22 protein-coding genes are annotated in these 22,157 nt (G+C 68.8%); 8 read left to right on the top strand and 14 right to left on the bottom strand.

Annotation, left to right across the window (positions count from 1 at the left end):
- Positions 1 to 11: 11 nt before the first annotated feature.
- The 4 genes from CFB41_RS22485 to CFB41_RS22470 all read right to left on the bottom strand — a co-directional run bounded on the left by CFB41_RS22485 (position 12) and on the right by CFB41_RS22470 (position 3,120).
- Positions 12 to 335: a hypothetical protein gene (locus CFB41_RS22485; protein ID WP_089457915.1), complete on the bottom strand. Its 324-nt coding sequence runs from the start codon at positions 333 to 335 to the stop codon at positions 12 to 14.
- 115 nt (positions 336 to 450) lie between these two features.
- Positions 451 to 1,473 carry a DUF2891 domain-containing protein gene (locus tag CFB41_RS22480; RefSeq protein ID WP_089457914.1) on the bottom strand — a complete coding sequence of 341 codons (1,023 nt, stop codon included), beginning with the start codon at positions 1,471 to 1,473 and terminating at the stop codon, positions 451 to 453.
- Between the two features lie 10 nt (positions 1,474 to 1,483).
- Positions 1,484 to 2,434, bottom strand: coding sequence for a DUF979 domain-containing protein (locus tag CFB41_RS22475; protein ID WP_089457913.1), 951 nt, complete (start codon positions 2,432 to 2,434; stop codon positions 1,484 to 1,486).
- Positions 2,431 to 3,120, bottom strand: a complete 690-nt coding sequence (locus CFB41_RS22470; RefSeq protein WP_089442862.1) for a DUF969 domain-containing protein — start codon at positions 3,118 to 3,120, stop codon at positions 2,431 to 2,433. The genes CFB41_RS22475 and CFB41_RS22470 overlap by 4 nt, the downstream gene beginning before the upstream one ends.
- A 337-nt stretch (positions 3,121 to 3,457) precedes the next feature.
- On the opposite strand from CFB41_RS22470, the gene CFB41_RS22465 reads away from it, so the two are divergent.
- A complete protein-coding gene (locus tag CFB41_RS22465; RefSeq protein WP_039357299.1) occupies positions 3,458 to 3,682 on the top strand; it encodes a hypothetical protein in 225 nt (74 codons plus the stop codon).
- A 76-nt stretch (positions 3,683 to 3,758) separates the two neighbouring features.
- Here the strand turns inward: CFB41_RS22465 and CFB41_RS38720 are convergent, their stop codons facing one another.
- Positions 3,759 to 3,887 carry a hypothetical protein gene (locus tag CFB41_RS38720; protein ID WP_256941129.1) on the bottom strand — a complete coding sequence of 43 codons (129 nt, stop codon included), beginning with the start codon at positions 3,885 to 3,887 and terminating at the stop codon, positions 3,759 to 3,761.
- 42 nt (positions 3,888 to 3,929) lie between these two features.
- A complete protein-coding gene (locus CFB41_RS22460; protein ID WP_089457912.1) occupies positions 3,930 to 4,460 on the bottom strand; it encodes a DUF4946 domain-containing protein in 531 nt (176 codons plus the stop codon).
- 334 nt (positions 4,461 to 4,794) lie between these two features.
- Here CFB41_RS22460 and CFB41_RS22455 point away from each other — a divergent pair, with 334 nt between their 5' ends.
- Both CFB41_RS22455 and CFB41_RS22450 read left to right on the top strand, forming a co-directional pair.
- Positions 4,795 to 5,799 carry a chemotaxis response regulator protein-glutamate methylesterase gene (locus tag CFB41_RS22455; RefSeq protein ID WP_089457911.1) on the top strand — a complete coding sequence of 335 codons (1,005 nt, stop codon included), beginning with the start codon at positions 4,795 to 4,797 and terminating at the stop codon, positions 5,797 to 5,799.
- Between the two features lie 67 nt (positions 5,800 to 5,866).
- Complete coding sequence (locus CFB41_RS22450) at positions 5,867 to 6,934, top strand: diguanylate cyclase domain-containing protein (protein WP_089442865.1); 1,068 nt, start codon at positions 5,867 to 5,869, stop codon at positions 6,932 to 6,934.
- Positions 6,935 to 6,961: 27 nt separating this feature from the next.
- Here CFB41_RS22450 and CFB41_RS22445 read toward each other — a convergent pair whose 3' ends face one another.
- Positions 6,962 to 9,211 carry a bifunctional diguanylate cyclase/phosphodiesterase gene (locus CFB41_RS22445; protein WP_089457910.1) on the bottom strand — a complete coding sequence of 750 codons (2,250 nt, stop codon included), beginning with the start codon at positions 9,209 to 9,211 and terminating at the stop codon, positions 6,962 to 6,964.
- A 336-nt stretch (positions 9,212 to 9,547) separates the two neighbouring features.
- Positions 9,548 to 9,763, bottom strand: coding sequence for a hypothetical protein (locus tag CFB41_RS22440; RefSeq protein WP_256941128.1), 216 nt, complete (start codon positions 9,761 to 9,763; stop codon positions 9,548 to 9,550).
- A gap of 90 nt (positions 9,764 to 9,853) precedes the next feature.
- Here CFB41_RS22440 and CFB41_RS22435 point away from each other — a divergent pair, with 90 nt between their 5' ends.
- On the top strand, positions 9,854 to 10,840 hold the full coding sequence (locus CFB41_RS22435; RefSeq protein ID WP_089457909.1) for a hypothetical protein: 987 nt from the start codon (positions 9,854 to 9,856) through the stop codon (positions 10,838 to 10,840).
- Positions 10,841 to 10,967: 127 nt separating this feature from the next.
- Positions 10,968 to 11,690, top strand: coding sequence for a haloacid dehalogenase type II (locus tag CFB41_RS22430; RefSeq protein WP_089457908.1), 723 nt, complete (start codon positions 10,968 to 10,970; stop codon positions 11,688 to 11,690).
- A 64-nt stretch (positions 11,691 to 11,754) separates the two neighbouring features.
- Here CFB41_RS22430 and CFB41_RS22425 read toward each other — a convergent pair whose 3' ends face one another.
- The 3 genes from CFB41_RS22425 to CFB41_RS22415 all read right to left on the bottom strand — a co-directional run bounded on the left by CFB41_RS22425 (position 11,755) and on the right by CFB41_RS22415 (position 14,201).
- Positions 11,755 to 12,252 carry an SRPBCC family protein gene (locus tag CFB41_RS22425; RefSeq protein WP_089443364.1) on the bottom strand — a complete coding sequence of 166 codons (498 nt, stop codon included), beginning with the start codon at positions 12,250 to 12,252 and terminating at the stop codon, positions 11,755 to 11,757.
- Positions 12,253 to 12,311: 59 nt separating this feature from the next.
- On the bottom strand, positions 12,312 to 13,118 hold the full coding sequence (locus tag CFB41_RS22420; RefSeq protein WP_089457907.1) for a uracil permease: 807 nt from the start codon (positions 13,116 to 13,118) through the stop codon (positions 12,312 to 12,314).
- Between the two features lie 123 nt (positions 13,119 to 13,241).
- Positions 13,242 to 14,201 carry a LysR family transcriptional regulator gene (locus CFB41_RS22415; protein WP_089457906.1) on the bottom strand — a complete coding sequence of 320 codons (960 nt, stop codon included), beginning with the start codon at positions 14,199 to 14,201 and terminating at the stop codon, positions 13,242 to 13,244.
- 443 nt (positions 14,202 to 14,644) lie between these two features.
- Here CFB41_RS22415 and CFB41_RS22410 point away from each other — a divergent pair, with 443 nt between their 5' ends.
- From CFB41_RS22410 to mmsB, 3 genes are all read left to right on the top strand, one after another.
- Positions 14,645 to 15,964 carry an MFS transporter gene (locus CFB41_RS22410; RefSeq protein ID WP_089457905.1) on the top strand — a complete coding sequence of 440 codons (1,320 nt, stop codon included), beginning with the start codon at positions 14,645 to 14,647 and terminating at the stop codon, positions 15,962 to 15,964.
- A 112-nt stretch (positions 15,965 to 16,076) separates the two neighbouring features.
- Positions 16,077 to 17,603 carry a CoA-acylating methylmalonate-semialdehyde dehydrogenase gene (locus CFB41_RS22405; protein ID WP_089457904.1) on the top strand — a complete coding sequence of 509 codons (1,527 nt, stop codon included), beginning with the start codon at positions 16,077 to 16,079 and terminating at the stop codon, positions 17,601 to 17,603.
- Positions 17,604 to 17,619: 16 nt separating this feature from the next.
- Positions 17,620 to 18,510: a 3-hydroxyisobutyrate dehydrogenase gene (mmsB, locus tag CFB41_RS22400; protein WP_089442875.1), complete on the top strand. Its 891-nt coding sequence runs from the start codon at positions 17,620 to 17,622 to the stop codon at positions 18,508 to 18,510.
- Between the two features lie 122 nt (positions 18,511 to 18,632).
- Here mmsB and CFB41_RS22395 read toward each other — a convergent pair whose 3' ends face one another.
- From CFB41_RS22395 to CFB41_RS22385, 3 genes are all read right to left on the bottom strand, one after another.
- Complete coding sequence (locus tag CFB41_RS22395) at positions 18,633 to 18,965, bottom strand: hypothetical protein (protein ID WP_089442876.1); 333 nt, start codon at positions 18,963 to 18,965, stop codon at positions 18,633 to 18,635.
- A 251-nt stretch (positions 18,966 to 19,216) separates the two neighbouring features.
- The gene (locus tag CFB41_RS22390; protein ID WP_089457903.1) at positions 19,217 to 21,637 is read right to left on the bottom strand and encodes a c-type cytochrome; all 2,421 of its coding nucleotides are present in this window, start codon (positions 21,635 to 21,637) and stop codon (positions 19,217 to 19,219) included.
- Complete coding sequence (locus CFB41_RS22385) at positions 21,627 to 22,130, bottom strand: (2Fe-2S)-binding protein (RefSeq protein ID WP_089457902.1); 504 nt, start codon at positions 22,128 to 22,130, stop codon at positions 21,627 to 21,629. Before CFB41_RS22385 ends, CFB41_RS22390 begins: the two co-directional genes overlap by 11 nt.
- Between the last annotated feature and the right edge of the window lie 27 nt (positions 22,131 to 22,157).

Here is a 22,157-nt window from a genome sequence, read left to right as displayed (position 1 = left end):
CGTTGGAATTTTCAAGCCAGGTGGTAACGCAGCCAGAAAGTCTCACGGCAGGCGTTGTCGAACGTGATCCGCGTCGGGCCGATCGGTTGCGCATCGGGATGGCGCAGCACGTCGTAGTCGATCCAGCATTCCGCGCACAGCAGGTCGGACGGCGCGCGATCCTGCTCGACCGAGCGGCGCACGATCGCGCCGTTGTCGAAGCGGTATTCGGTTTCGTCGCGCATGACTTCGACATCGTCGTCGGTCCAGCGATCGTGCGACGTCGTGTGCGACACGATCGACACCGGGCCCGGGAGTCCGTGAATCGCGGCGACGTAGGAAATGAGCTTGTCCATGGCGAGGCGGCAGGGAAACAGATGGCCGCATCGCGCAACGCATGCTGCGCGATACGGCCCGAGCGGCGAGTATAGCCGCGTGCCGAAGACCTTGCCGCCGGCGGGGTTTCGCGCGCTACGCCTCCAGCGCGAGCAACGCGAACGTCGCGAGCCAGTGCTCGCCCATGTAGTCGCCGGCCACGTGCGCGAGTGCGCTCGCAAGATGCCGGTCGGCCGCGTCGAGCAGCTTCGCGCGCCGCGCATCATCTTCCGGCAGCGCGCCGGCGAGCGCGCGCTGGCACCACGCGCGGCTCAGGTTCAGCCCGTCGAGGTGTGCGATCTTCCCGTCGCTGCGATCGCTGACCGTCGCCGGCTCGAACAGCGTCGCCGGTTCGCCGCGCGCGAGATCGGGCAGGAAGCGCGCGAACCAGCCGTCGAATTCGGCAGCCGGCAGCACGCGCCGCATCAGCTCCGCCTCCATCAGCGCGGGCGACAGGAATTCGTCGCCCGACGGTTCCCACGCCTGGCATGCGACATCGTTCAGGTGCCAGCGCTTCGCGGTATCGACGATCAGCGCCGCGAGCCCGTCGCGCTGCGTGTCGCGCGCGAAGTCGAGCGTGAGCGCCAGCGCGAACGCGGTGTTGAAGTGCGTGCCGACGCGCAGCGGATAGGTCGCTTTCGGCAGGAAGGTCTCGAAGCGCGACACGAACAGGTCGGTCAGCGGCGCCATCGTCTTCGCCCAGCGCGCGGCCTGCGGCATCGCCCCCTTCAGCGCGAGCCGCTCCAGTTGCGCCGACAGCGCGAGCAGCCACGCCCAGCCGTACGGCCGCTCGAAACCGGCGTTGTGCGGCCGCGCGAGATACGTGCGCTCGCCGGCGACGTTCGCGTCGGTGAAGTGCGCATCGACGATCGCGACGATGCGTTCGGCCTCCGGCAATGCCGGATAGCGTTCGAGCACGCGCAGCACGAGCCAGTAGCCGTGCACGCACGAGTGCCAGTCGTAGCTGCCGTAGAAGATCGGGTGCAACGCGCGCGGCCCCTGCACGTCGTGCGGACCTTCGAGCGCATGCGTCAGCTTGTTCGGATATTCGCGGGTCAGGTGCGCGAGCGCGAGCGACGCGAATTTCGAGGCGAGTTCGGGGGTCAGTCGGTCGGTCATGGGGATCTCGTCAGAAGCGGAATGCGAACGCGTACATCAGCAGCGTGTTCACGGCGAGCAGCAGCAAGGCCGTCGGCCACTGCACCTTGATCACGCCATTCTTGTCCTTCAGTTCGAGCAGCGCCGCCGGCACGATGTTGAAGTTCGCGGCCATCGGCGTCATCAGCGTACCGCAGAAGCCGCTCAGCATCCCGATCGCGCCGACGATCGCCGGGTTGCCGTGGAACTGGTGGACGATCAGCGGCAGGCCGATGCCGGCCGTCATCACGGGGAACGCGGCGAAGCCGTTGCCCATGATCATCGTGAACAGCGCCATGCCGACCGTGTAGGCCGCGACCACCGCGAGCGGCGAATCGATCGGCACCCACTCCCTGACGAGCCCCGACACCACGCCGCCGACACCCGCGACCGCGAACAGCGCGCCGAGCGCCGCGAGCATCTGCGGCAGGATCGCGGCCCAGCCGACCGCGTCCATCGTGTGGCGTGCCTCCTTCACCGCATGCACGGGCGAATCGCGCAGCATCGCGAGCGCGACGGCGAACGCGACGAGCGTGCCGAGCACGAGCGAGATCAGCGTCACGCTCTTCTGCTCGACGAACGGCACGAGCTTCAGCGCGAACGTGCCGATCAGCGTGACGACCGGAATCAGCAGCGCGGGCAGGAACAACTTGTTGCCGAAACGCTGCGCGAGCGTCTCGCGCCGCACGGCCGCGGCCTCCCCGGCTTCATCGGACTTGCCGCGCCCGAGCTTGCCCGAACCGGCGATCACCGCGAGCGCGATCGCAAGGCAGCCCGTCACGAAATGCGGCAGCAGCGCGCCGAACAGGAACGTGGCCGCGTAGATCGCCCAGAACGCGAAATTGACGACGCGGCGCGGGTTCGTGCGATCCGTCAGGTTGAAGTAGGCGAACGCGGCGAACATCAGCCCCGCGAGCGTGTACAGCGATTCGAGGCCGATCATCGCGTGCCCTCCTGCCCCACCAGGCCGAAACCGCGCGTGAGCCGGCGATCCAGCAACGCGAGGCGCGTGCAGTGGATCAGCAGTGCGGCGATCGCGGTCGGGATCGCCCACACCGACAGGTGCAGCGGCTCGATCGAGATGCCGTTCTGTTCGAGAAAGCCCTTGATCAGCAGGATCGACTGGATCGCGATGAAGATGTCCTCGCCGAAGAACACGGCGACGTTGTCGGCGCCCGATGCATGCGCGCGGATCTGCTGGCGCACCGATTCGGGCAGTTCGCCATGCCGGTTGACCGCGGCGGCCTCCGCCATCGGCGCGATCAGCGGCCGCACCATCTGCGCATGGCCGCCGAGCGACGTGAGGCCGAGCGCGGCCGTCGCCTGGCGCAGCACGAAGTACAGCATCAGCACGCGGCCCGTAGTGGCTGCCTGCACGCGCGAGATCATCCGCTTCGCCTGCTCCTTGAGCCCGTTGCGCTCGAGCAGCGCGATCACCGGCAGCGTCAGCCAGATGAGCCCCATGTAGCGGTTTTCGGTGAACGCCTTGCCGAACGCGCTGACGATATCGACGAGATTCAGCCCGCCCGCCAGCCCCGTCGCGAGCCCCGCGATCGTGACCACCAGCAGCGCGTTGAAGCGCAGCGCAAAACCGATCACGACGATCGGCACCCCAATCAGCACCAGCATTGCTCCTCCTTGGATCGGACGCGCGGCGCCTTGGCCTGCGCCGCCTGCCCGGTTTGGACCGGGCTCTGACGGCGCAATCTAACACGAGACTTTATCGACAAAAAGTCGACAATTTACTGCTTCGGGTAAACGTTGAAGCGTGCGAACACGGTGCCTGGGCCATGTGTCGGTGGGGTTTCGTCCGAGGAATCGGGGGATGGCCGGAAGGCGCGAGCGCGCCGGTCGTGGCACGCGCGTCAGCGCCCCGGCCGGCGGCGTGCAGCGGGCCGTCGCGCGTGGCGGAGCCTCGGTGCGCCGACTACACTGGAAAGCATCGGCAACGGACGGGAGAGCCGCCATGATTGACGTATTCCAGACCATCGGCAGCCGCGCGTTCTCCGCTCATCTGGCGAAGGACGGGATGGTGACGCTGATGGAGCAACGCCATGAGGTCGATCGCGTGACGCTCGCGACCGCGTATGCCGCGCTCGTCGAGGAGTCCGAGCAGGAAGCCGACCTGCTCGACGCGACGGTCGAGGGGATGATGCGCGCGCTGATCCAGGGGTACGCGCGCAGCCATTGACCGCGCGGCCGCCCATCGGGTGCGCGACCGGTTTCCGCCCTCGCCCGTCGAAGCGGATGACGGGCGGGCGCGAGCGCTACGCGGCCGGTGTCCCGGCGCCCATGCCGAACCACCGACCCGCGCGCAGTGGCCGGTAGTCGGCCTGCGTGAAGATCCTCGGCAGGTTCGCGACCGCCCGGTTGCCGGCGCGGTCGCGTTCCGTCATGAACGCGTCGGCGCGCTTCGTCGCGCCTGGAGGGATCGCGCGCTATTGCACCGTCAAATGCGCGCGCATCGTATCGAATTCCGGCTTGCTCGCGTCGAACCGGTCGACAGGCGCCGTATAGGACAGCCCGTACACGGTCGTCTCGCTCATCGTCGCGACGAGCGTCTGCCGGATCGCCGTTCCATCCGCGCGATGCATGTCGCAGGTCGTCGCGAGTCCCGCACGGCCGCCCAGCGCCATCTGCCCGGGTGACGTGCACTGCGCGGTCCAGCCGCGATGGCGGTAACCGTCGACGATCGTGTGCTGCATCGTGTCGAACTCGTGATCGAGACGGGCCGCGCCGTGATCCGTCCGGACGATCCGCATCAGCGAAATCACCGCCTCGGCCGTGCCCGATGGGCCACGTTTCACCGCGACGTCATTTGAACCGGGCAGCGTCTTGCCGGCGCGGGTGGTCGGTGCGGGACCTGGCGACACTTCCCAGCCCGACGGCCACGCAATGGGTTCGGCCGCTTCGGCAAACGTCATCGGCGGCCCGATGCACAACCACACGGCGAGGGCACGCACGGTCATTCGAAAACGGGGCTTCAGGCTCATGTCGTTCGGCGGATTCCGTGTCGCGGAGGGCGCGTCATGATCGCACGGCGTACCGTCCGCCTGCCAGCGGAGACCGGCTTTCACGGGCCTTCCGGCACGCACCGTCATAGAGGAAACGCACTGAAACGGCACCATGCGCGAATTTTTCGATTGCCGCCGCCCGCGCCGCATGACAGCATGCGGGCGTCGCCAACCGAAAAGAATGTCGTGCCGTCCGGCCGCCGATGCCGTCCGGCGGCGCCGAACAGGCAGCCCCTTCCATGAACCCGGCCCACCTCCAACACTACGAACCGACCGGAGAATTCCGCTTGTGAACATCGGCATCGTCAACGACCTCCCGCTTGCCGTCGAGGCGATGCGCCGCGCGATCGCGCGCCGGCCCGAGCACCGCGTGCTGTGGGTCGCGACCGACGGCGCGCAAGCCGTCGAGCTGTGCGCCGCGCAGCCGCCCGACGTCGTGCTGATGGACCTGATCATGCCGAAATTCGACGGGATCGAAGCGACGCGGCGGATCATGCGATCCGAACGACCGTGCGCGATCCTGATCGTGACGAGCTGCATCGGCGCGAATGCCTGGCGCGTGTTCGAGGCGATGGGCGCCGGCGCGCTCGACGCGGTCGATACGCCGCGGCTCGGCGACGGCGCGGCCGGCGACACGACCCGCCTGCTGCTCGCGAAGATCGACCAGATCGGCCGCCTGCTCGACGCGCCCGGCGGCACGCGCCTCGCCGGCACGGCCGCCCGCGCCGGCGGCGGCCCGCTGGTCGCGATCGGCGCCTCGGCCGGCGGCCCCGGCGCGCTCGCGTCGGTCCTCGGCGGCCTGCCGGCCGATTTCAGCGCCCCGATCGTGATCGTCCAGCACGTCGACCGCGCGTTCGCCGAAGGCATGGCGCAATGGCTCGACGGCCAGACACCGCTCGCCGTGCGCGTCGCGCGCGAAGGCGACCGTCCGCAGCCGGGCGTCGCACTGCTCGCCGCGACCGACGACCATCTGCGCATCACCCGTGCCGGCACGCTCGAATACACGCGCGAACCGGCCGCCACGCCGTATCGCCCGTCGGTCGACGTGTTCTTCAACAGCCTGACCGAGCACTGGCCCGGCCGCGTGATCGGCGTGCTGCTCACCGGGATGGGCCGCGACGGCGCGATCGGCCTGAAGGCGCTGCGGATGAAGGGCTACCATACGATCGCCCAGGACGAGGCGACGAGCGCCGTGTACGGCATGCCGAAAGCGGCCGCGACGCTCGGCGCGGCACGCGCGATCCTGCCGCTCGGGCGCATCGCGGGCGAGCTGGCGGCGCTCGCGAGAATCTGAGCCCGACGATGAACACGCGCAACACCCATGTCCGCCCCTGCAACAACCGCAACAACCCGCATCGACCATGACGATTGACCTGACTCGCCCGCCAGGCGGCCCCTACACGCCGCCCGTCGACGTGCCGGCGATGGTGCTGCTGGTGGATGACCAGACGATCGTCGCGGAAGCCGTGCGGCGCGCGCTCGTCGACGAGGACGGCATCGATTTCCACTACTGCCCGCGTTCGGACGACGCGATGGCCACCGCGATCGAGACACGGCCGACCGTGATCCTGCAGGACCTCGTGATGCCCGGCACCGACGGGCTGAGCCTCGTGAGGGCGTACCGCGAGAATCCGGCGACGCGCGACGTGCCGATCATCGTGCTGTCGACGCAGGAAGAGCCCGTGATCAAGAGCGCCGCGTTCGCCGCCGGCGCGAACGACTACCTCGTGAAGCTGCCCGACCGCATCGAGCTCGTCGCACGCGTGCGCTACCACTCGCGCTCGTACATGAACCTGCTGCAACGCGACGAGGCCTACCGCGCGCTGCGGCAATCGCAGCAGCAGTTGCTCGAAGCCAATCTCGAGCTGCGGCGCCTCACGCATTCCGACGGCCTGACCGGGCTGTCGAACCGGCGCTATCTCGACGAATACCTCGCCGCGGAATGGCGGCGCGGCACGCGCGAGCGCAGCGAGCTGTCGCTGCTGATGATCGACGTCGACAACTTCAAGCTGTACAACGACACGTACGGCCACGTGTCGGGCGACAGCGTGCTCAAGCAGATCGCGTCGACCATCGAGCGCTGCCTCGGCCAGTCGGGCGATCTCGCCGCGCGTTTCGGCGGCGAGGAATTCGCGGTCGTGATGCCGGCCACGTCGCCGGGCGCCGCGCGGCTGCTCGGCGAGAAGATCCGCCTCGCGGTCGAGGCGCTGCGGCTGCGGCACGCGCATTCGTCGACCGGCAACACCGTGACGATCAGCATCGGCGGCGCGACCATCGTGCCGATGCCCGGCCTGCCGACGACGCTGCTGATCGAAGCCGCCGACCGCGCGCTCTATCGCGCGAAGCACGAAGGCAAGAACCGCGTCGAGATCGATGCGACGCCGACGACGCCGGTCCCCGGCGGGTTCGGCGGCCCGCGCGTCGACTGAGCGCCGAACGCCGAACGCGCGCCGCGCTCACACGGCGCCGAGCCGGCGCGCGTAGTCGCCCGGATCCAGCGGGCGGCTGAACAGATAGCCCTGCTGCATGTCGCAGCCGATCTGCTGCAGGAACCACGATTGCGCCTGCGTCTCGACCCCTTCGGCCGTGACCTTCATTCCGAGCGAATGCGCCATCGCGACCACGGCCTGCGTGATCGCCACCGAGTCGTGATGATCGGGCACGCCCGACACGAACGAGCGGTCGACCTTCAGGTTGTGCAGCGGAAAGCGCTTCAGGTACGCAAGCGATGAATAGCCGGTGCCGAAATCGTCGACCGAGATCCGCACGTTCATGTCCGTGAGCGCCTCGAGCATCGGCAGCACGGTGTCCGTGTCGTTCATCAGCAGTCCTTCGGTAATCTCGAGTTCGAGCGCGGACGGATCGAGCCGCGTCTGCGCGAGGCAGCGACCGACCGATTCGACGAGCCCTTCATGGAACTGCCGCGGCGACAGGTTGACGGCCAGCATCAGGTCGGGCGCGATCGTGCGGCGCCATTCGGCCGCCTGCCGGCACGCGGTTTCGAGCACCCACTGGCCGATCGCGACGATCAACCCCGTATCTTCCGCGACCGGAATGAACTCCGCCGGCGACATCGGCCCGAGCTCGGGGCTCGTCCAGCGCAAGAGCGCCTCGGCGCCGACCGTGCGGCCGCTGCGCGCGTCGACGACGGGCTGATACGCGAGCCGCAGCATGTCCGACGACAACGCACGCCGCAGCGACTGCTCGATCGCGAAGCGGCGCTGCAGCCGCAGGTTGAGCTGCGCGGTGAAGAACGTGAAGTGGTTGCGGCCGCGCTGCTTCGCGTCGTACATCGCCGAATCGGCATTGCGCATCAGCGTGACGGCATCGTCGCCGTCGCGCGGCGCGACGCTGATCCCGATCGACACGCCGAGCCAGTATTCGTTGTTCGCGATCGCGAACGGCTTCGCGATCGCGTCGATCACCTCGCGCGCGAGCACCTCGAGCCGGTCGGGATCGTCGCAGTCGTCGACGAGGATCACGAACTCGTCGCCGCCGACCCGCGTCAGCGCGTGCTGGCCGCCGCCGCAGGCCGCGAGCCGCGCGGCCACGCTGCGCAGCAGCGCGTCGCCCGCGTCGTGGCCGGCCGTGTCGTTGACCTTCTTGAAACCGACGAGATCGATGAACAGGATCGCGACGCGCGCGGGGCCGCCCGCCGCATCGTGTCCGCCGAACAGCTCGCGCATGCGGTCGCCCAGCCAGCGGCGGTTGTAGAGGCCCGTCAGCGCATCGCGCGTCGCGAGGTAACGCAACTGCTGCTGCGCTTCGCGCACGGGGCCGATGTCGTTGAACGACACGATCACCGAATCGGCCTGCTGCTCGCCCGGCTTCACGATCGGCACCGCGTTGCCGCGCACCCAGATGATGTCGCCGTCCGCCAGGCCGAAGCCGACCGTGTAGCCGAGCATCGGCGTGGCCGTCTCGAGCGCGCGCCGGCTCGGCCACTCGTCCGGCGCGATCGGCGTACCGTCCTCGTGCAGCTTGCGCAGGATCACCGTCGACAGCCGCCGGCCGACGAGGTCGCCCTTCACGCGCATCATCCGGTTCGCACTCGGGTTGCTCGCGACGACGACGCCGTCGCGCGACACCACGACGATCCCTTCGTTCAGGCTGTTGACCACGAGCCGGTGATGTTCCTCGCTGCGCGCGAGCTGTCGCGCGATCCGGTCCTGGTGCACCGCGAGGCCGACGCTGTTGCCGATGTCGCGCAACAGTTCCGTTGCCTCGTCGCCCGGCCGGCGCGGTGTGCGGTAATAGACGGCGAACGCACCGAGCACGACGCCCGCGTCGTCGAGGAACGGCACCGACCAGCACGCGCGCAAGCCCAGCGGCAATGCGACGGCCCGGTAGTCGGCCCACAGGGGATCGGTTTCGATGTCTTCGACGACGACCATCCGGCGCAGGTACATCGCCGTGCCGCACGAGCCGGCGGCAGGCCCGATCGACGCGCCTTCGATCGCCGTGCTGTACCGCACCGGCAGCGAGGGCGCGGCACCGACGTGCACGTGCACGCCGTCGCGATCGAGCAGCAGGATCGTGCATGACGCGCCGTCGCCGAGCAACGCCTCGGCGCGCCGGCAGACCTCGACGAGCAGTTCCGGCAGCGGTGTGTTGCGCGTGATCAGCCTCAGCACGCTTTGCTCGGATGCGAGCACTTCCGCCGCGAGCCCGGGACTGTAACGAGAACTTTGCGGTTCGGTATTCAAGATGAATCCTGCCGTCTGTCCGATCGGGTCTGATGCGCCCGATTCGTTTTCGATCCTTCGTGCCGAATTTCGCTCCGGGTTTACGCCGATGCCCGGTGCGCCCCGTATTGCGCGCGGTGCCAACGCGCGCCGAAATACATTTAACACCAATCCGTGACCAGCGGCGCATCCACGTGCATCAGGGGTTACGCGTGGTCGATGCGGTGCTCGCAGCCGACAGTCAGCTCGCCGAAAGACTTGCACGCGGCGCGACGGCCCGGGGCAGCGCCACGCGTTGCGCGCACCGCTTTTGCAAACGGTTTGTCAGATTGTGGCGGCGCTGTGCTCCATTCGCATTCAATCGTCCATGCCGGGATGCGTGCGTGTCACGGCCTTCAACGCGTCGATCGCGGCCGCGACCGACCCGCTCGAGGGCGCCGCATACAGCGCGCCGACCGTTTCAGGCATCGTCGACAGCTTCAGCGTCAACCGGCCGACGCGCTCCCCCGCACTCGCGGCGAGCTCGAACGCGCGGGCCGACTGCACGAACAGGCAAGGCGACTGCTCGGCCACGATTCGCTTGTGCAGTCGGATAGTATGTGCGGCATGCGTGGCGGGTCGACTTTTCAACCAATATGCCTGCCACAGACAAGGATCGAATTCGTGGAAATAAAGACTCCTCCCGTCCGCCCCCTGCTCACGCTGCCGCTGCTCGCACCCTCGATCTGCAACGCCGAAGCCGGCGAGCTGGGTGGGGTCGTGGATCTGGCCTTCTACCTGCTGATTTTCTTCGTGGTCTGGGCACTGTTGACGGGTGCCGTCTCGTGGCTCCTGCGCAAGCAGCCGCCCGGCAAACGCGGCGGGCTGACGCTGCTGTTCTTCAGCTTGCCAGTACTCGTCCTGTTCGGCTGGGGCGCGCTCGATCAGTTTCTGGGCACACCGGGGCATCACGTCGACGGCACGGCCGATCGCCCCGTCGTCGTGGCCGGTGTGTCGTTTCCGGCTGGAAGCAAAGTGCAATACGTGCAGACCGGCGGCGGATTCTGGAACCGCCAGCCTATCGGCGCACGGTCCGACACGAGCGTCAGAATGGGCGCGCTGGAAATCAAGGGGCTTCTGCGCCAGGATTTCGATGCCGACGTCTGGAGCGTCACGCTGACCCGGCCGCAAACCATCGACGGTTGGTCCTGCGCACCCGACAGTGTCGTGATGCGATGGCAACCCGACTCCACGCAGCGGCAGCTCTATCAATGCGCGCTTGCCGCGCCCAGGACGATTGGCGCGATCGACTGGCCCGCCGTCACCCGCGTCAACCGCGGCAACGATGGCAACTGGATGCTGTCGTGGCTCGGCGTCGATCATGACGCGCCGCCCGCCAACGTGATCGGCATCCGGTTTGGCGCCATGCGGGCGACATACGGCCCCGCACTCGATCTGAAAACGTGGTCAGCCAACTTCGCCGACAGCGACACGGCCGTCGGCGACTATCTGTTTTCCAGCGACAGCACGACCGACGCGGCCTGGGTCGCCGGCAACGACTTCCGCATCGAGGGGAAAGGCCGAAACGCGAAAACCGGCGAGGCGGTCGATTGCGTGCTGCTGCAACTCGCGCAACATCGGTTTGCGCCGTGCCAGCGGCACGCCGGCTGACCCGATACGGGCCGCAGCCACAGCGCGTACCCTTGCATACATGATCTAATGTCGGCGGAAGGCCGCGCTCGTTCGTGTAGACAACGCAGCGGCCCATGCCCGATCACCTGCCGCTGCAAAGGATCGCATGATGCCCACAACCGAAATCAAGGCGCTCGTTTTCGATGTCTTCGGAACGATCGTCGACTGGAGAAGCGGCGTCGCACGCGGCGCCGCCGCGTTCCTCGACCGCCATGCCCCCGCGCTCGACCCGTTCGAATTCGCCGATGCGTGGCGGGCCGAATATTCGCCGTCGATGGAAGAAATCCGCAGCGGCCGCCGCCGCTACGTGCGCCTCGACGTCCTGCACCGCGAGAACCTGGTGCGCACGCTCGACCGCTACGGGATCGACGACGTGCCCGACGCCGACATCGACACGCTCAACCTCGCGTGGCACAGCCTCGACCCGTGGCCCGACGCCGTCGCGGCGCTGCAACGGCTGAAGCGACGCTTCATCATCGCGCCACTGTCGAACGGCAACATCCGGCTGATGGTCGACGTCGCGAAACGCGCGGGGCTGCCGTGGGATGCGATTCTCGGTGCGGAGGTGGTCCGCGCGTACAAGCCGTCGCCGCAGGTGTATAGCGATACGGTCGAGATTCTCGGCGTCGAACCGGCCGAGCTGTGCCTGGTCGCCGCGCACAACGGCGATCTCGCGGCCGCGCGCCGGCAGGGGCTGTCGACCGCGTTCGTGCTGCGGCCGACCGAACACGGCCCGGGCCAGACGACCGACCTGAAAGCCGATGATGCGTGGGACTTCGACGTCAGGGATCTGAACGAGCTCGCGGACCGGCTCGAATGCCCGCGTTGAAAACCGGGTTCCGGTGCGCGGTCGCGGGGTGGCCGGCGGCTCGTGGGGCGCCGGCTCCCAAAGCCTAGCGCGCCGACGCCGTCTCGACCGCTCGCCCCTGCGCCGCCATCGCGAGGCGCCGCCAGTTGCGCGCCGCATACCGGTGCGCCTGCTGCAGTGCGAGCCACAACCCGATCTGCCGAACCGGCTTGAAAAGGCCGCGTGCACTGAACACGGTGCGCCGCTCGACGCGGGTCCTGCCGCCTTCGATCGGCGTCAGCGTGAATTCGTCCTCGAGCAGGCCGACCCAGTCGCGGCACCACACCGTCGACGCCACCATCCGGTAACGCAGCCGGCGAGGCTCGTCGAGCACGAGAATCCGCTGGTCGATGGTGCCGCGATCAGTCGTGCACTGCCGCGTGTTGCCGACGGCCGGCACGCCTTCGAGCACGCGGCAACTGACCGGCTTCGGCACGCCGAGGCGGAACAGCAACGGCCGCGTGTCGTCCATCCGGGCATGGAGGAAATGCGGCCAGACATGCTCGGGCCGGCAATCGAACGTCCACTGCGAATGAATTTCCACGACCGTCTCCTGGCGGCTGTCGGTGCGGCAATGATGGCACAACCGCCCCGCCGCCTCCGTTACTTCACGACCGCCCGCCACGCGGTGCGCGCGTAGATGAGCAGCAACGGCAGCAGCGCGAGCGCGAACAGCAGGCTGAGCGCCAGCACCCACACCGGCCAATCTTCCGGATTCCCTCGCGCCCAGTAGCGGTAAGGCACGCTCAGGAATCCGATTTCCATCAGCAGCGCGCCGAGCGGCACGAGCCCGTTCATCACCACCGCCACGCCGAAGCGAGCCGCGCGGTCGATGTTCCGGCCGGCGCCGTACGCCGCGATCAGGTAGAGGAAGTACCCGATCATCGCGACCATCAGCCCGCCGCCGGCCAGCAGGCCGACACTGCGCACGCTGCGTTCGTGCCATTGATCCGCACCGGGCGGCAACACGACATCGATCCGCTCGCCGATTTCCGGCGCGCCGCCGGAACGGACGTTGCCCGGCATCACCACGCGCTTGCCGTCGGGCAGCGCCGCTTCCAGTATCGACGTGTATTTCAGGCACTGATACCGTTCGGTCCGCCCGTCGCTGTCGCGGCGCTCGCAGGTATCCCACTCGGACGTGTAGGACACGACAGTCGCCTCGTATTTCGGCGAGACGGCCAGTACGTAGAGTTCGTCGCCGATCCAGTACGCGAACGGGAAAAACAGCGACACCAGGCAGAAGCACACGAGCCACCAGAATGCGACCGCGCCGCAATTCGCCGCCCCCTTCGCACCGCGCCTGGCGCCGGACTGGCGGCGCACCATGCGCGACGCGAGCCAATAAGCGGCCACGGCAAAGACCGCCACACACACCACGAAGACCTTGCCCGCATGCGTCAATGCCATCTGTCTTGCCCCCGGTTCCCCGATTCCCCGATTCTTCAATGCTTCGCTTGCCGGCAGGTTCGCCGCCGGGTCGTGTTCACGCAATGAATCGCACAACCGCCTTCGCCGCGGCCACGTCACGCGCTATTCCGGCTCGCCGACGAATCTCAGCTTCCCCGATTCCCCCGACAGCAGCGCGCGATTCGCGTCCGCCGCCGCGCGCAGGTAATCCCACAGCGCGGTCACGCGCCGCAGCTTGCGCAGATCCTCGCGGCAGGTCAGCCAGAAGCACCGCGTGACGACCACGTCGTCCGGCAGCACCGGCACCAGCGCCGGCTGCGTGGCCGCCATGAAACACGGCAGGATCGCGAGCCCGCCGCCCTGCAACGCCGCGAAATACTGCGCGATCACGCTCGTCGTGCGCAGCCCGGCCGTCGCGCCCGGCACCGCGCGGTCCAGGTACAGCAGCTCGTTGCTGAACGCGAGATCGTCGACGTAGCTGATGAACGCGTGCTGCGCGAGATCGTCGGTGCAGGTGATCGGATCATGGTTCGCGAGATAGTCGCGCGTCGCATAGAGCCGCAACTGGTAGTCGCACAGCCTGGTGACCACGTAAGGCCCGCGCTCGGGCCGCTCGAGCGTGATCGCGAGGTCGGCCTCGCGCTTGGGCAGGTTGACGAAATGCGGCACCGGCAGCAGGTCGACCGTCACGTGCGGGTGCTCGGCACGAAACTGCGCGAGCTGCGGCGCGAGGAAAAAGCAGCCGAACCCTTCCGTCGACCCGATCCGCACATGGCCCGACAGCGCCTCGCCCGTGTTCGCGACCTGGTCGCACGCGGACTGCACGGTCGTCTCCATCGCGTCCGCATACGCGACGAGCCGCTGCCCTTCGGCCGTCAGCGTGAAGCCGCCGGAGCGCGACTTGTCGAACAGCAGCGTGCCCATCGCGGCCTCCAGCGCGCGAATGCGCCGCGCGACGGTCGTGTAGTCGACGCCCAGCCGCTTCGCGGCGCCGCTCGCGCGCTGCGTGCGCGCGACTTCGAGGAAAAAGCGCAGGTCGTCCCAGTTCAGGTTGCCGGAAACCGGCTCGGTGGCGTGTCGCATTAGCGAGGGAAAAAGGGGTAAGGGTCTGTTTGCATATGGAACGCCCATGCGTTGCCACGAGAACGGCCGCTCGCGAGGCGCGTGACGCCGCGAATACTGACGTATTCGCAAGGAGCGCAACGCGGCGAGCGGCCGTTCTCGTGGCAACCCCAAACTAAAAAGAACATGTCACGGGAATGCCCGAAATCGCCCGTATGGCGGCGTCGCTCGTCGCTTGTTTGGCTCGGCCAAACGGCGCTCCTCACTTCTTGCCCTACGAGCGATTTCGGGCATTCGCATGGGCGTTCCATATGCAAACAGACCCTATGTCTCCGGGCCGGACGTCGATATGCATAAATGCACATCCAACCGGTTTCTTTATCGGTACATCATGAATCTGCGCATAACTATACTCGACCGTGACCTGCGGACCATGAGCCGCGGGCAATAAAACCGGAGACACCATGCAGACCCGATCCACCCTCGATGAGCATGCGACCATCGCGACGCCGGCGCCCGAGCGCACCGCGAAGCACTACCTGCTGGCCGGCTGGGCCAGCATGGCCGGCACCACGATCGAGTGGTACGACTTCTTCCTCTACGGCACCGCCGCCGCCCTCGTCTTCAACCGCATCTTCTTCCCGTCGCTGGACCCGGTCGTCGGCACGCTGGCCGCGTTCGGCACGTTCGCGGTCGGCTTCATCGGCCGGCCGATGGGCGGCATCGTGTTCGGCCACTTCGGCGATCGCATCGGCCGCAAGTCGATGCTGATGATCACGCTGCTGCTGATGGGCGTGCCGAGCATGATCATCGGGCTGATCCCGTCGTACGATCGCATCGGCTACTGGGCCGCCGCGCTGCTGATCGCGATGCGCTTCCTGCAGGGGATGGCGGTCGGCGGCGAATGGGGCGGCGCGGTGCTGATGGCCGTCGAACACGCGCCGAAGGGCCGCAAGGGGCTGTTCGGCAGCCTGCCGCAGACGGGCGTCGGGCTCGGCCTGATCCTGTCGTCGGTCGCGATGGCCGCGGTGGCCGCGCTGCCGGAAGCCGACATGCTGTCGTGGGGCTGGCGCGTGCCGTTCCTCGCGAGCATCGCGCTCGTCGGCCTCGGCTGGTTCATCCGCGCGAAGGTGCCCGAATCGCCCGACTTCGAGAAGATGCAGCGCCAGGGCAAGGCCGAGAAGTCGCCGGTGACGGCCGCGCTGCGCCGCCATCCGCGCGAGGTGTTGACGATCGTCGGCGCGCGCGCCGCCGAGAACACCTGGTTCTACATGGTCGTCACGTTCGCGCTCGCTTACGCGACGCAGCAGCTGCACCTGCCGAAGGCCGAGATGCTGCACGCGATCACGGCCGGCGCGGCGCTGTCGCTCGTCACGATGCCGCTGTGCGGCCACCTGAGCGACCGCATCGGCCAGCGCCGGATGTTCGCGATCGGCCTCGTGCTGATGTGCGCGTTCGCCGCGCCGTTCTTCATGATGCTCGGCACGCAGCAGACGTCGTACGCGTGGTGGGCGATCGTGCTCGGCCTCGGCGTCGTGTTCCCGATTCTCTATGCGCCGGAATCGCTGCTGTTCGCGCAGCAGTTCCCCGCGGAAATCCGCTACAGCGGCATCTCGCTGTCGGTGCAACTCGCCGGCGTGATCGGCGGCGGCTTCGCGCCGATGATCGCGACGTCGCTGCTCAAGGCCGGCGGCGGCCAGCCGCACTACGTGATCGCGTACCTCGTCGGCTTCGGCGTATTCGCGCTCATGTGTACCGCGTTGATGCGACCGGCACGTGCGTGAGCGCGCCGGCCCGCATTCGATCGACTTCAGTTCAGCCTGCTGCCCGCCGCGCATGCACGCGCGGCGCAAGCAGACACCCTTTTCGTCGTCACACCGCTTTACGGAGACATCCATGAACGCCGCAGTTCCCCAGACCACCCTCGCCCTGCCCACCGCCAAGCTGCTGATCGACGGCGCGTTCGTCGAATCGCAAAGCGCCGAATGGGGCGACATCGTCAACCCGGCGACGCAGGAAGTGATCGGCCGCGTGCCGTTCGCGACGCTCGACGAGGTCGATGCCGCGATCGCGTCCGCGCAGCGCGCGTTCCAGACCTGGAAGACGACGCCGATCGGCGCGCGGCTGCGCATCATGCTGAAGTTCCAGGATCTCGTGCGCCGCAATCTCGAACGGATCGCGCACACGCTGACGGCCGAGCAAGGCAAGACGCTGCCCGACGCGCAGGGCGACATCTTCCGCGGCCTCGAAGTGGTCGAGCACGCGTGCTCGATCGGCACGCTGCAGCAGGGCGAATTCGCGGAGAACGTCGCGGGCGGCGTCGATACCTACACGCTGCGCCAGCCGATCGGCGTGTGCGCGGGCATCACGCCGTTCAACTTCCCCGGCATGATCCCGCTGTGGATGTTCCCGATGGCGATCGTGTGCGGCAACACGTTCGTGCTGAAGCCGTCGGAGCAGGATCCGCTGTCGACGATGCAGCTCGTCGAACTCGCGATCGAGGCCGGCGTGCCGCCGGGCGTGCTGAACGTCGTGCACGGCGGCAAGACGGTGGTCGACCGTCTCTGCACGCACCCGGACATCAAGGCGATCTCGTTCGTCGGCTCGACGCGCGTCGGCACGCACGTGTACAACCTGGGCAGCCAGCACGGCAAGCGCGTGCAGTCGATGATGGGCGCGAAGAATCACGCGGTCGTGCTGCCCGATGCGCATCGCGAACAGTCGATCAACGCGCTCGTCGGCGCGGGCTTCGGCGCGGCCGGCCAGCGCTGCATGGCGACGTCGGTCGTCGTGCTGGTCGGCAAGGCGCGCGACTGGCTGCCGGAGCTCGTCGAAAAGGCGAAGGCGCTGAAGGTCAATGCGGGCGCGGAAGCCGGCACGGACGTCGGGCCGGTCGTGTCGAAGGCCGCGAAGGAACGCATCCTGTCGCTGATCGACGAAGGCGTGAAGGCCGGCGCGAAGCTCGAACTCGACGGCCGCAACGTGAAGGTGCCCGGCTACGAGCAGGGCAACTTCGTCGGCCCGACGATCTTCTCGGGCGTGACGACCGACATGTCGATCTACACGGAGGAAATCTTCGGGCCGGTGGTGGTCGTGCTCGAAGCCGACACGCTCGACGAAGCGATCGCGCTCGTCAACCGCAACCCGATGGGCAACGGCGTGGGCCTGTTCACGCAGAGCGGCGCGGCTGCACGCAAGTTCCAGAGCGAGATCGACATCGGCCAGGTCGGCATCAACATCCCGATCCCGGTGCCGGTGCCCTACTTCAGCTTCACCGGCTCGCGCGGCTCGAAGCTCGGCGATCTCGGCCCGTACGGCAAGCAGGTCGTGCAGTTCTATACGCAGACGAAGACGGTCACCGCGCGCTGGTTCGACGACGACGCGACGGCGGGCGGCGTGAACACGACGATCGCGCTGCGCTGACTCCGGGAGCCTGCACATGGAAATTGCATTCATCGGACTCGGCAACATGGGCGGCCCGATGGCCGCCAACCTGCTGAAAGCCGGCCACGCGCTGACGGTGTTCGACCTCGACGCGCACGCAGTGGACGTCGCGGTGCGCGCCGGCGCGACGGCCGCCGGCTCGCCGCGCGAAGCGGCCGCGCGCGGCGCGATCGTGATCACGATGCTGCCGGCCGCGCAGCACGTGCGCGCGGTCTACCTCGGCGATGACGGCGTGCTGGCCGGCGCACGCGCCGGCGCTGCGCTGATCGACTGCAGCACGATCGATCCGGGCACCGTGCGCGCGGTGGCCGAGGCCGCCGCGCAGCGCGGCTTCCCGCTCGCCGATGCGCCCGTGTCGGGCGGCACGGGCGGCGCGCAGGCCGGCACGCTGACCTTCATGGTCGGTGCCGACGCCGCGCTGTTCGAGCGCATCCGCCCCGTGCTGCTCGACATGGGCAAGAACGTCGTGCAGTGCGGCGGCACGGGCACCGGGCAGATCGCGAAGATCTGCAACAACCTGCTGCTCGGGATCTCGATGATGGGCGTATCGGAGGCGATGGCGCTCGGCGCGGCGCTCGGGATCGATCCGGCCGTGCTGGCCGGCATCATCAATACGTCGACCGGCCGCTGCTGGAGCTCGGACGCGTACAACCCGTATCCGGGCGTGAGCGACACCGCGCCGGCCGCGCGCGGCTACGCGGGCGGGTTCGCGGCGAACCTGATGCTGAAGGATCTCGGGCTCGCGACCGAAGCGGCGCGCAGCGCCCACCAGCCGGTGTGGATGGGCGCGCTCGCGCAACAGCTCTATCAGTCGATGAGCCAGCAGGGGCTCGGCACGCTCGACTTCTCCGCGTGCGTGAAGCTGTACGAGGCGCAGCCGGCGTAACTGCCGCCGCCCGCACCGGACGTGCGTCGACCCGCGATGTGCCTGAACGGCATCGCGGGTCGTTTTGCATGCGGGGGAAGGAAAACGGGCGGCGCAGACGCGGCGTCAACGCCGCCGGTCGCTCAACCGCGCGGGTTCGACGCCGTCTCGAAGGTCGGATGGCACTCGAACGCAAGTTCGGAGCGCGCGCCGACCCGGCTGCCACTGGTCAGCGATTCCTGCTTCATGCTCGCGCGCATGCCGCGCTGCGTGCAGTAGTTGGTGGCTTCGTCGACGGCTTTCGTATGGGCGTCGGCCCACGTCGTCGACACGCCGACCGTGCGCGTCGTCACGGTATAGACGTTCGGGTTCGACGTCGCGGTCACGTCGGAAGCGGTCGAACACGCGGCGAGCAAGCATGCAGCAGCCGCGACGGTCAACCATCGCAAGGTTCGAAAGGAAACTGGAATGGACATGGGGGGCAGGCGCGCGCCGTTCGACGCGTATTGAGCAACATAGGCGACAGTATGCCTGCTCGATCGCCGGAGATCATGCCCCTTTCAGTGAACACATTGTTTCGAATGGTTAAACGATGAGGAAAATGGGGCAATATTTCCGCCCCTTTTCCGGGCCAGATCGCCCCAGCGGGTAGTTTTGCCCGGTTGCCGGTTACCCGTCGCCCGCCCCCCCGCCTCCCGCCTCCCGCAGCCCGTTGCCTGGCGGCCGATCAATGCGCGGCGGCCTGCCGGATTCGTGCCGACGCCTCCGCCAGGTTCCGCCACGCCGGCTGCCCCGGCGCGTAGCGCGCGCGGATATACGCGGCCAGCTCGGCCATCTGCCGGTCGTCGAATGCGTCGCCGAAGCCCGGCATGTAGCCGAGTCCGCCGGTGGCCGGCTGGTCGATCCCGTGATGCAGCACGCGCAGCAGGTTGTCCGGCGCGGCCTGGCTGACGCTCGTGTTGAGCCCCATCAGCGGGCGTACGCCGAAATGCCCGACGCCGCCCGATTCCGCATGACAGACCGCACACGCGGCGTCGAACGCCCGGCGACCGTTCTCGAGGCCGAGCGTCGCAACGGCTTCCGCGCCGCGCGCCTGCCGGGCGGCCGCGTCGGCGGCGGCCGCTGTGTCGACGGGCGGCGACAGCGACGCGAGATAGTGCGCGATCGCCTGGACGTCGGCCTCCGGCAGCGACGCAAGCCCCGCGACGACGGGCGCCATCGGGCCGGCCGCGACGCCATGCTGCGCGGAGAAGCCGGTGCGCAGATAGTCGAACAGCGCGCCTTCGGTCCACGGCACCGGCGAAGCCGGCGACGCGACGAGCGGCGGCGCGACCCAACCCTCGGCCTCACCGCCCGACAGGTACGCACTACCGCCCTTCTCCGCACCCAGCGCGTTGCGCGGCGTATGGCACGCGCCGCAGTGCCCGGCGCCGTCGACCAGATACTTGCCGCGATTCCACGTCGCGGAGCGTGCCGGGTCCGGCGCGAACGGCCGCGCATCGTGAAACAGCCAGTTCCAGCCGGCGACGACGCGCCGCTGGTCGAGCGGAAACGGCAGCTTCGTCTTTGGCGGCACGTGCTTCACCGCCGGCTGCGACATCAGGTACGCATAGAGCGCGAGCAGGTCGGGTTCGCTCAGCTTCGCGAACGCCGTGTACGGGAACGCCGGGTACAGGTGCGTGCCGTCGCGCGAGATGCCTTCTCGCATCGCGCGCGCGAACGCCGGATACGACCACGTGCCGATGCCGGTGTCCGGATCGGGCGTGAGGTTCGTCGTGTAGATCGTGCCGAACGGCGTATCGAGTGCGAGGCCGCCCGCGTTGGTCGCGCCGCCGGGCGCCGTGTGGCACACCGCGCAATCCCCGGCGAGGGCAACCAGGCGGCCGCGCTCGAGCGTCGCCGCGCTCCACATCGCGCCGTCCGCGCCGCCCGGCGCAACGGGTGCGATCGACGCGGGGCCCGGCAGGATCGCGCAGGCCAGGCCGATCAGCCCGCCGACCACCCCGCCCACGCCGCCGCCGGCCAGCCAGCGGCGCCAGCGCGATGCGCGACGCGGGTCGCGGCGCCCCGCTTCCGCGGAATCGGCCGGCACCGGTCGCGCGAGCACCGCGCGAATGCGCTCGGCGTCGAACGGCGGTGCGCGAAACCGCACGCCCGTCGCGTCGTACAGTGCGTTCGCGATCGCCGCCGCCGCGGGCGCCGCCGCCTGCTCGATCCGGCGCGCGTTGTGCACGGACAGCTCGCCGTGCACGCGATGAGCCGTGTCCGTGTCGTCAAACGCAATCAGTTCATGAGCGATCGCATCCGGCTGCGCACCGATGCCGGTTTCGTCGTGCGCGGGCCGCGCGGACAGGCGCGCCCCCATCACGCGCGAAATCGCCGCCTCGATCTGCCATGCGGGCAAGCCGGCCATCGCCGCGTCGCCCGGCGTGCCGGCACCCTGCCCGGCCACGACGCGCCGCACCGCGACGTCGCCCGTCGCGCGGTCGACCTCGAGATCCACGACCCATGCGGACCAGCGCGCATCGCCGTCGCCTGTCGCGTCGGCGGCCGCCGATGGCTTGCCGGAAGACGCAGCGGCGCCATCGAAGGCGAAGCCGCGCCCGCTCAGGCGCGCATGGGCATCCGGGTCGACCGCGGCCGGTGCGCCCCATGCCGCACGCTCGCTGACCATCCGGATGATCTCGCGCGGCCCCGCGTCCCGCGCCGCATCTAGATGCTGCAGGCGCAACGCGACCGGATCGCGCCGCAACGCGCCCGCGAGTTCGTCGACGAAGGATTCGCGCGCGAACGCGTGGGCATGCCCGGGAATCGTGTGACCGGCATCGGCGAGTTCGATCGACGTCTGCGCGTGCCGGTAGACGAACGGCTCGGCCGGGCCGGTATCCGCGCGCTCGGTCTGCGCACCGTGCGGCGCGTGATGATCGTCCGTAGCCGCCTGCGCGCGATAGCGCCAGGTCGTCATCCGCCCGTCGGCCGCGGTCCGCGTTTCGACGTCGAGCGATACCTGCGCGTCTGCGTGTGTATCGCCGATCGGCCAGGTGTAGCGCGCGTGGTGCGCACGCCACGCATCGGCGCCGACTTCGTCGCGCGGCTCGGGGCCCGTCACGCGCGCCGGTGCAACGGGCAAACCCGCGTCAGGCTTCATCGCCGCCTCGCAGGTAGCGTGCCGCGCGATGCACGGCCCGGATGATTTCCAGGTGCGTGCCGCAGCGGCACAGATTGAAGCGCAACGCATCGCGGATCGCCGCATCGTCCGGCGCGGGATGGCGGTCGAGCAGCGCCTTCGTGCTCATGATCATCCCGTTCAGGCAATAGCCGCACTGCGCGGCCTGCTCGTCGATGAACGCGCGCTGGATCGGATGCGGCGCGTCGTGCGACCCGAGCCCTTCCAGCGTCGTGACGTCGCGCCCGCTCGCGGCGGCGGCCGGCACGACGCACGAACGCGTCGCCTGCCCGTCGACCAGCACCGTGCATGCGCCGCACTGCCCGAGCCCGCAGCCGTACTTCGGGCCGTTGAGCGCGCAGTCGTTGCGCAGGACCAGCAGCAGCAGCGCGTCGGGCGCGGCCTCGACGAAGGTGTGCGGCGTGCCGTTCACGCGAAACGCCAGCGGCCGCGACGGAGAAGCGGGATGGGACATGAATGGATCCGGAATGCGGCGTGCGAC

Origin of the sequence: Burkholderia sp. AU33803, from assembly GCF_002223095.1 — a bacterium.
Lineage (GTDB): Bacteria > Pseudomonadota > Gammaproteobacteria > Burkholderiales > Burkholderiaceae > Burkholderia.
Note: the sequence above shows the minus strand (reverse complement) of the source record. Positions and strands in the feature narration are given on the sequence as shown.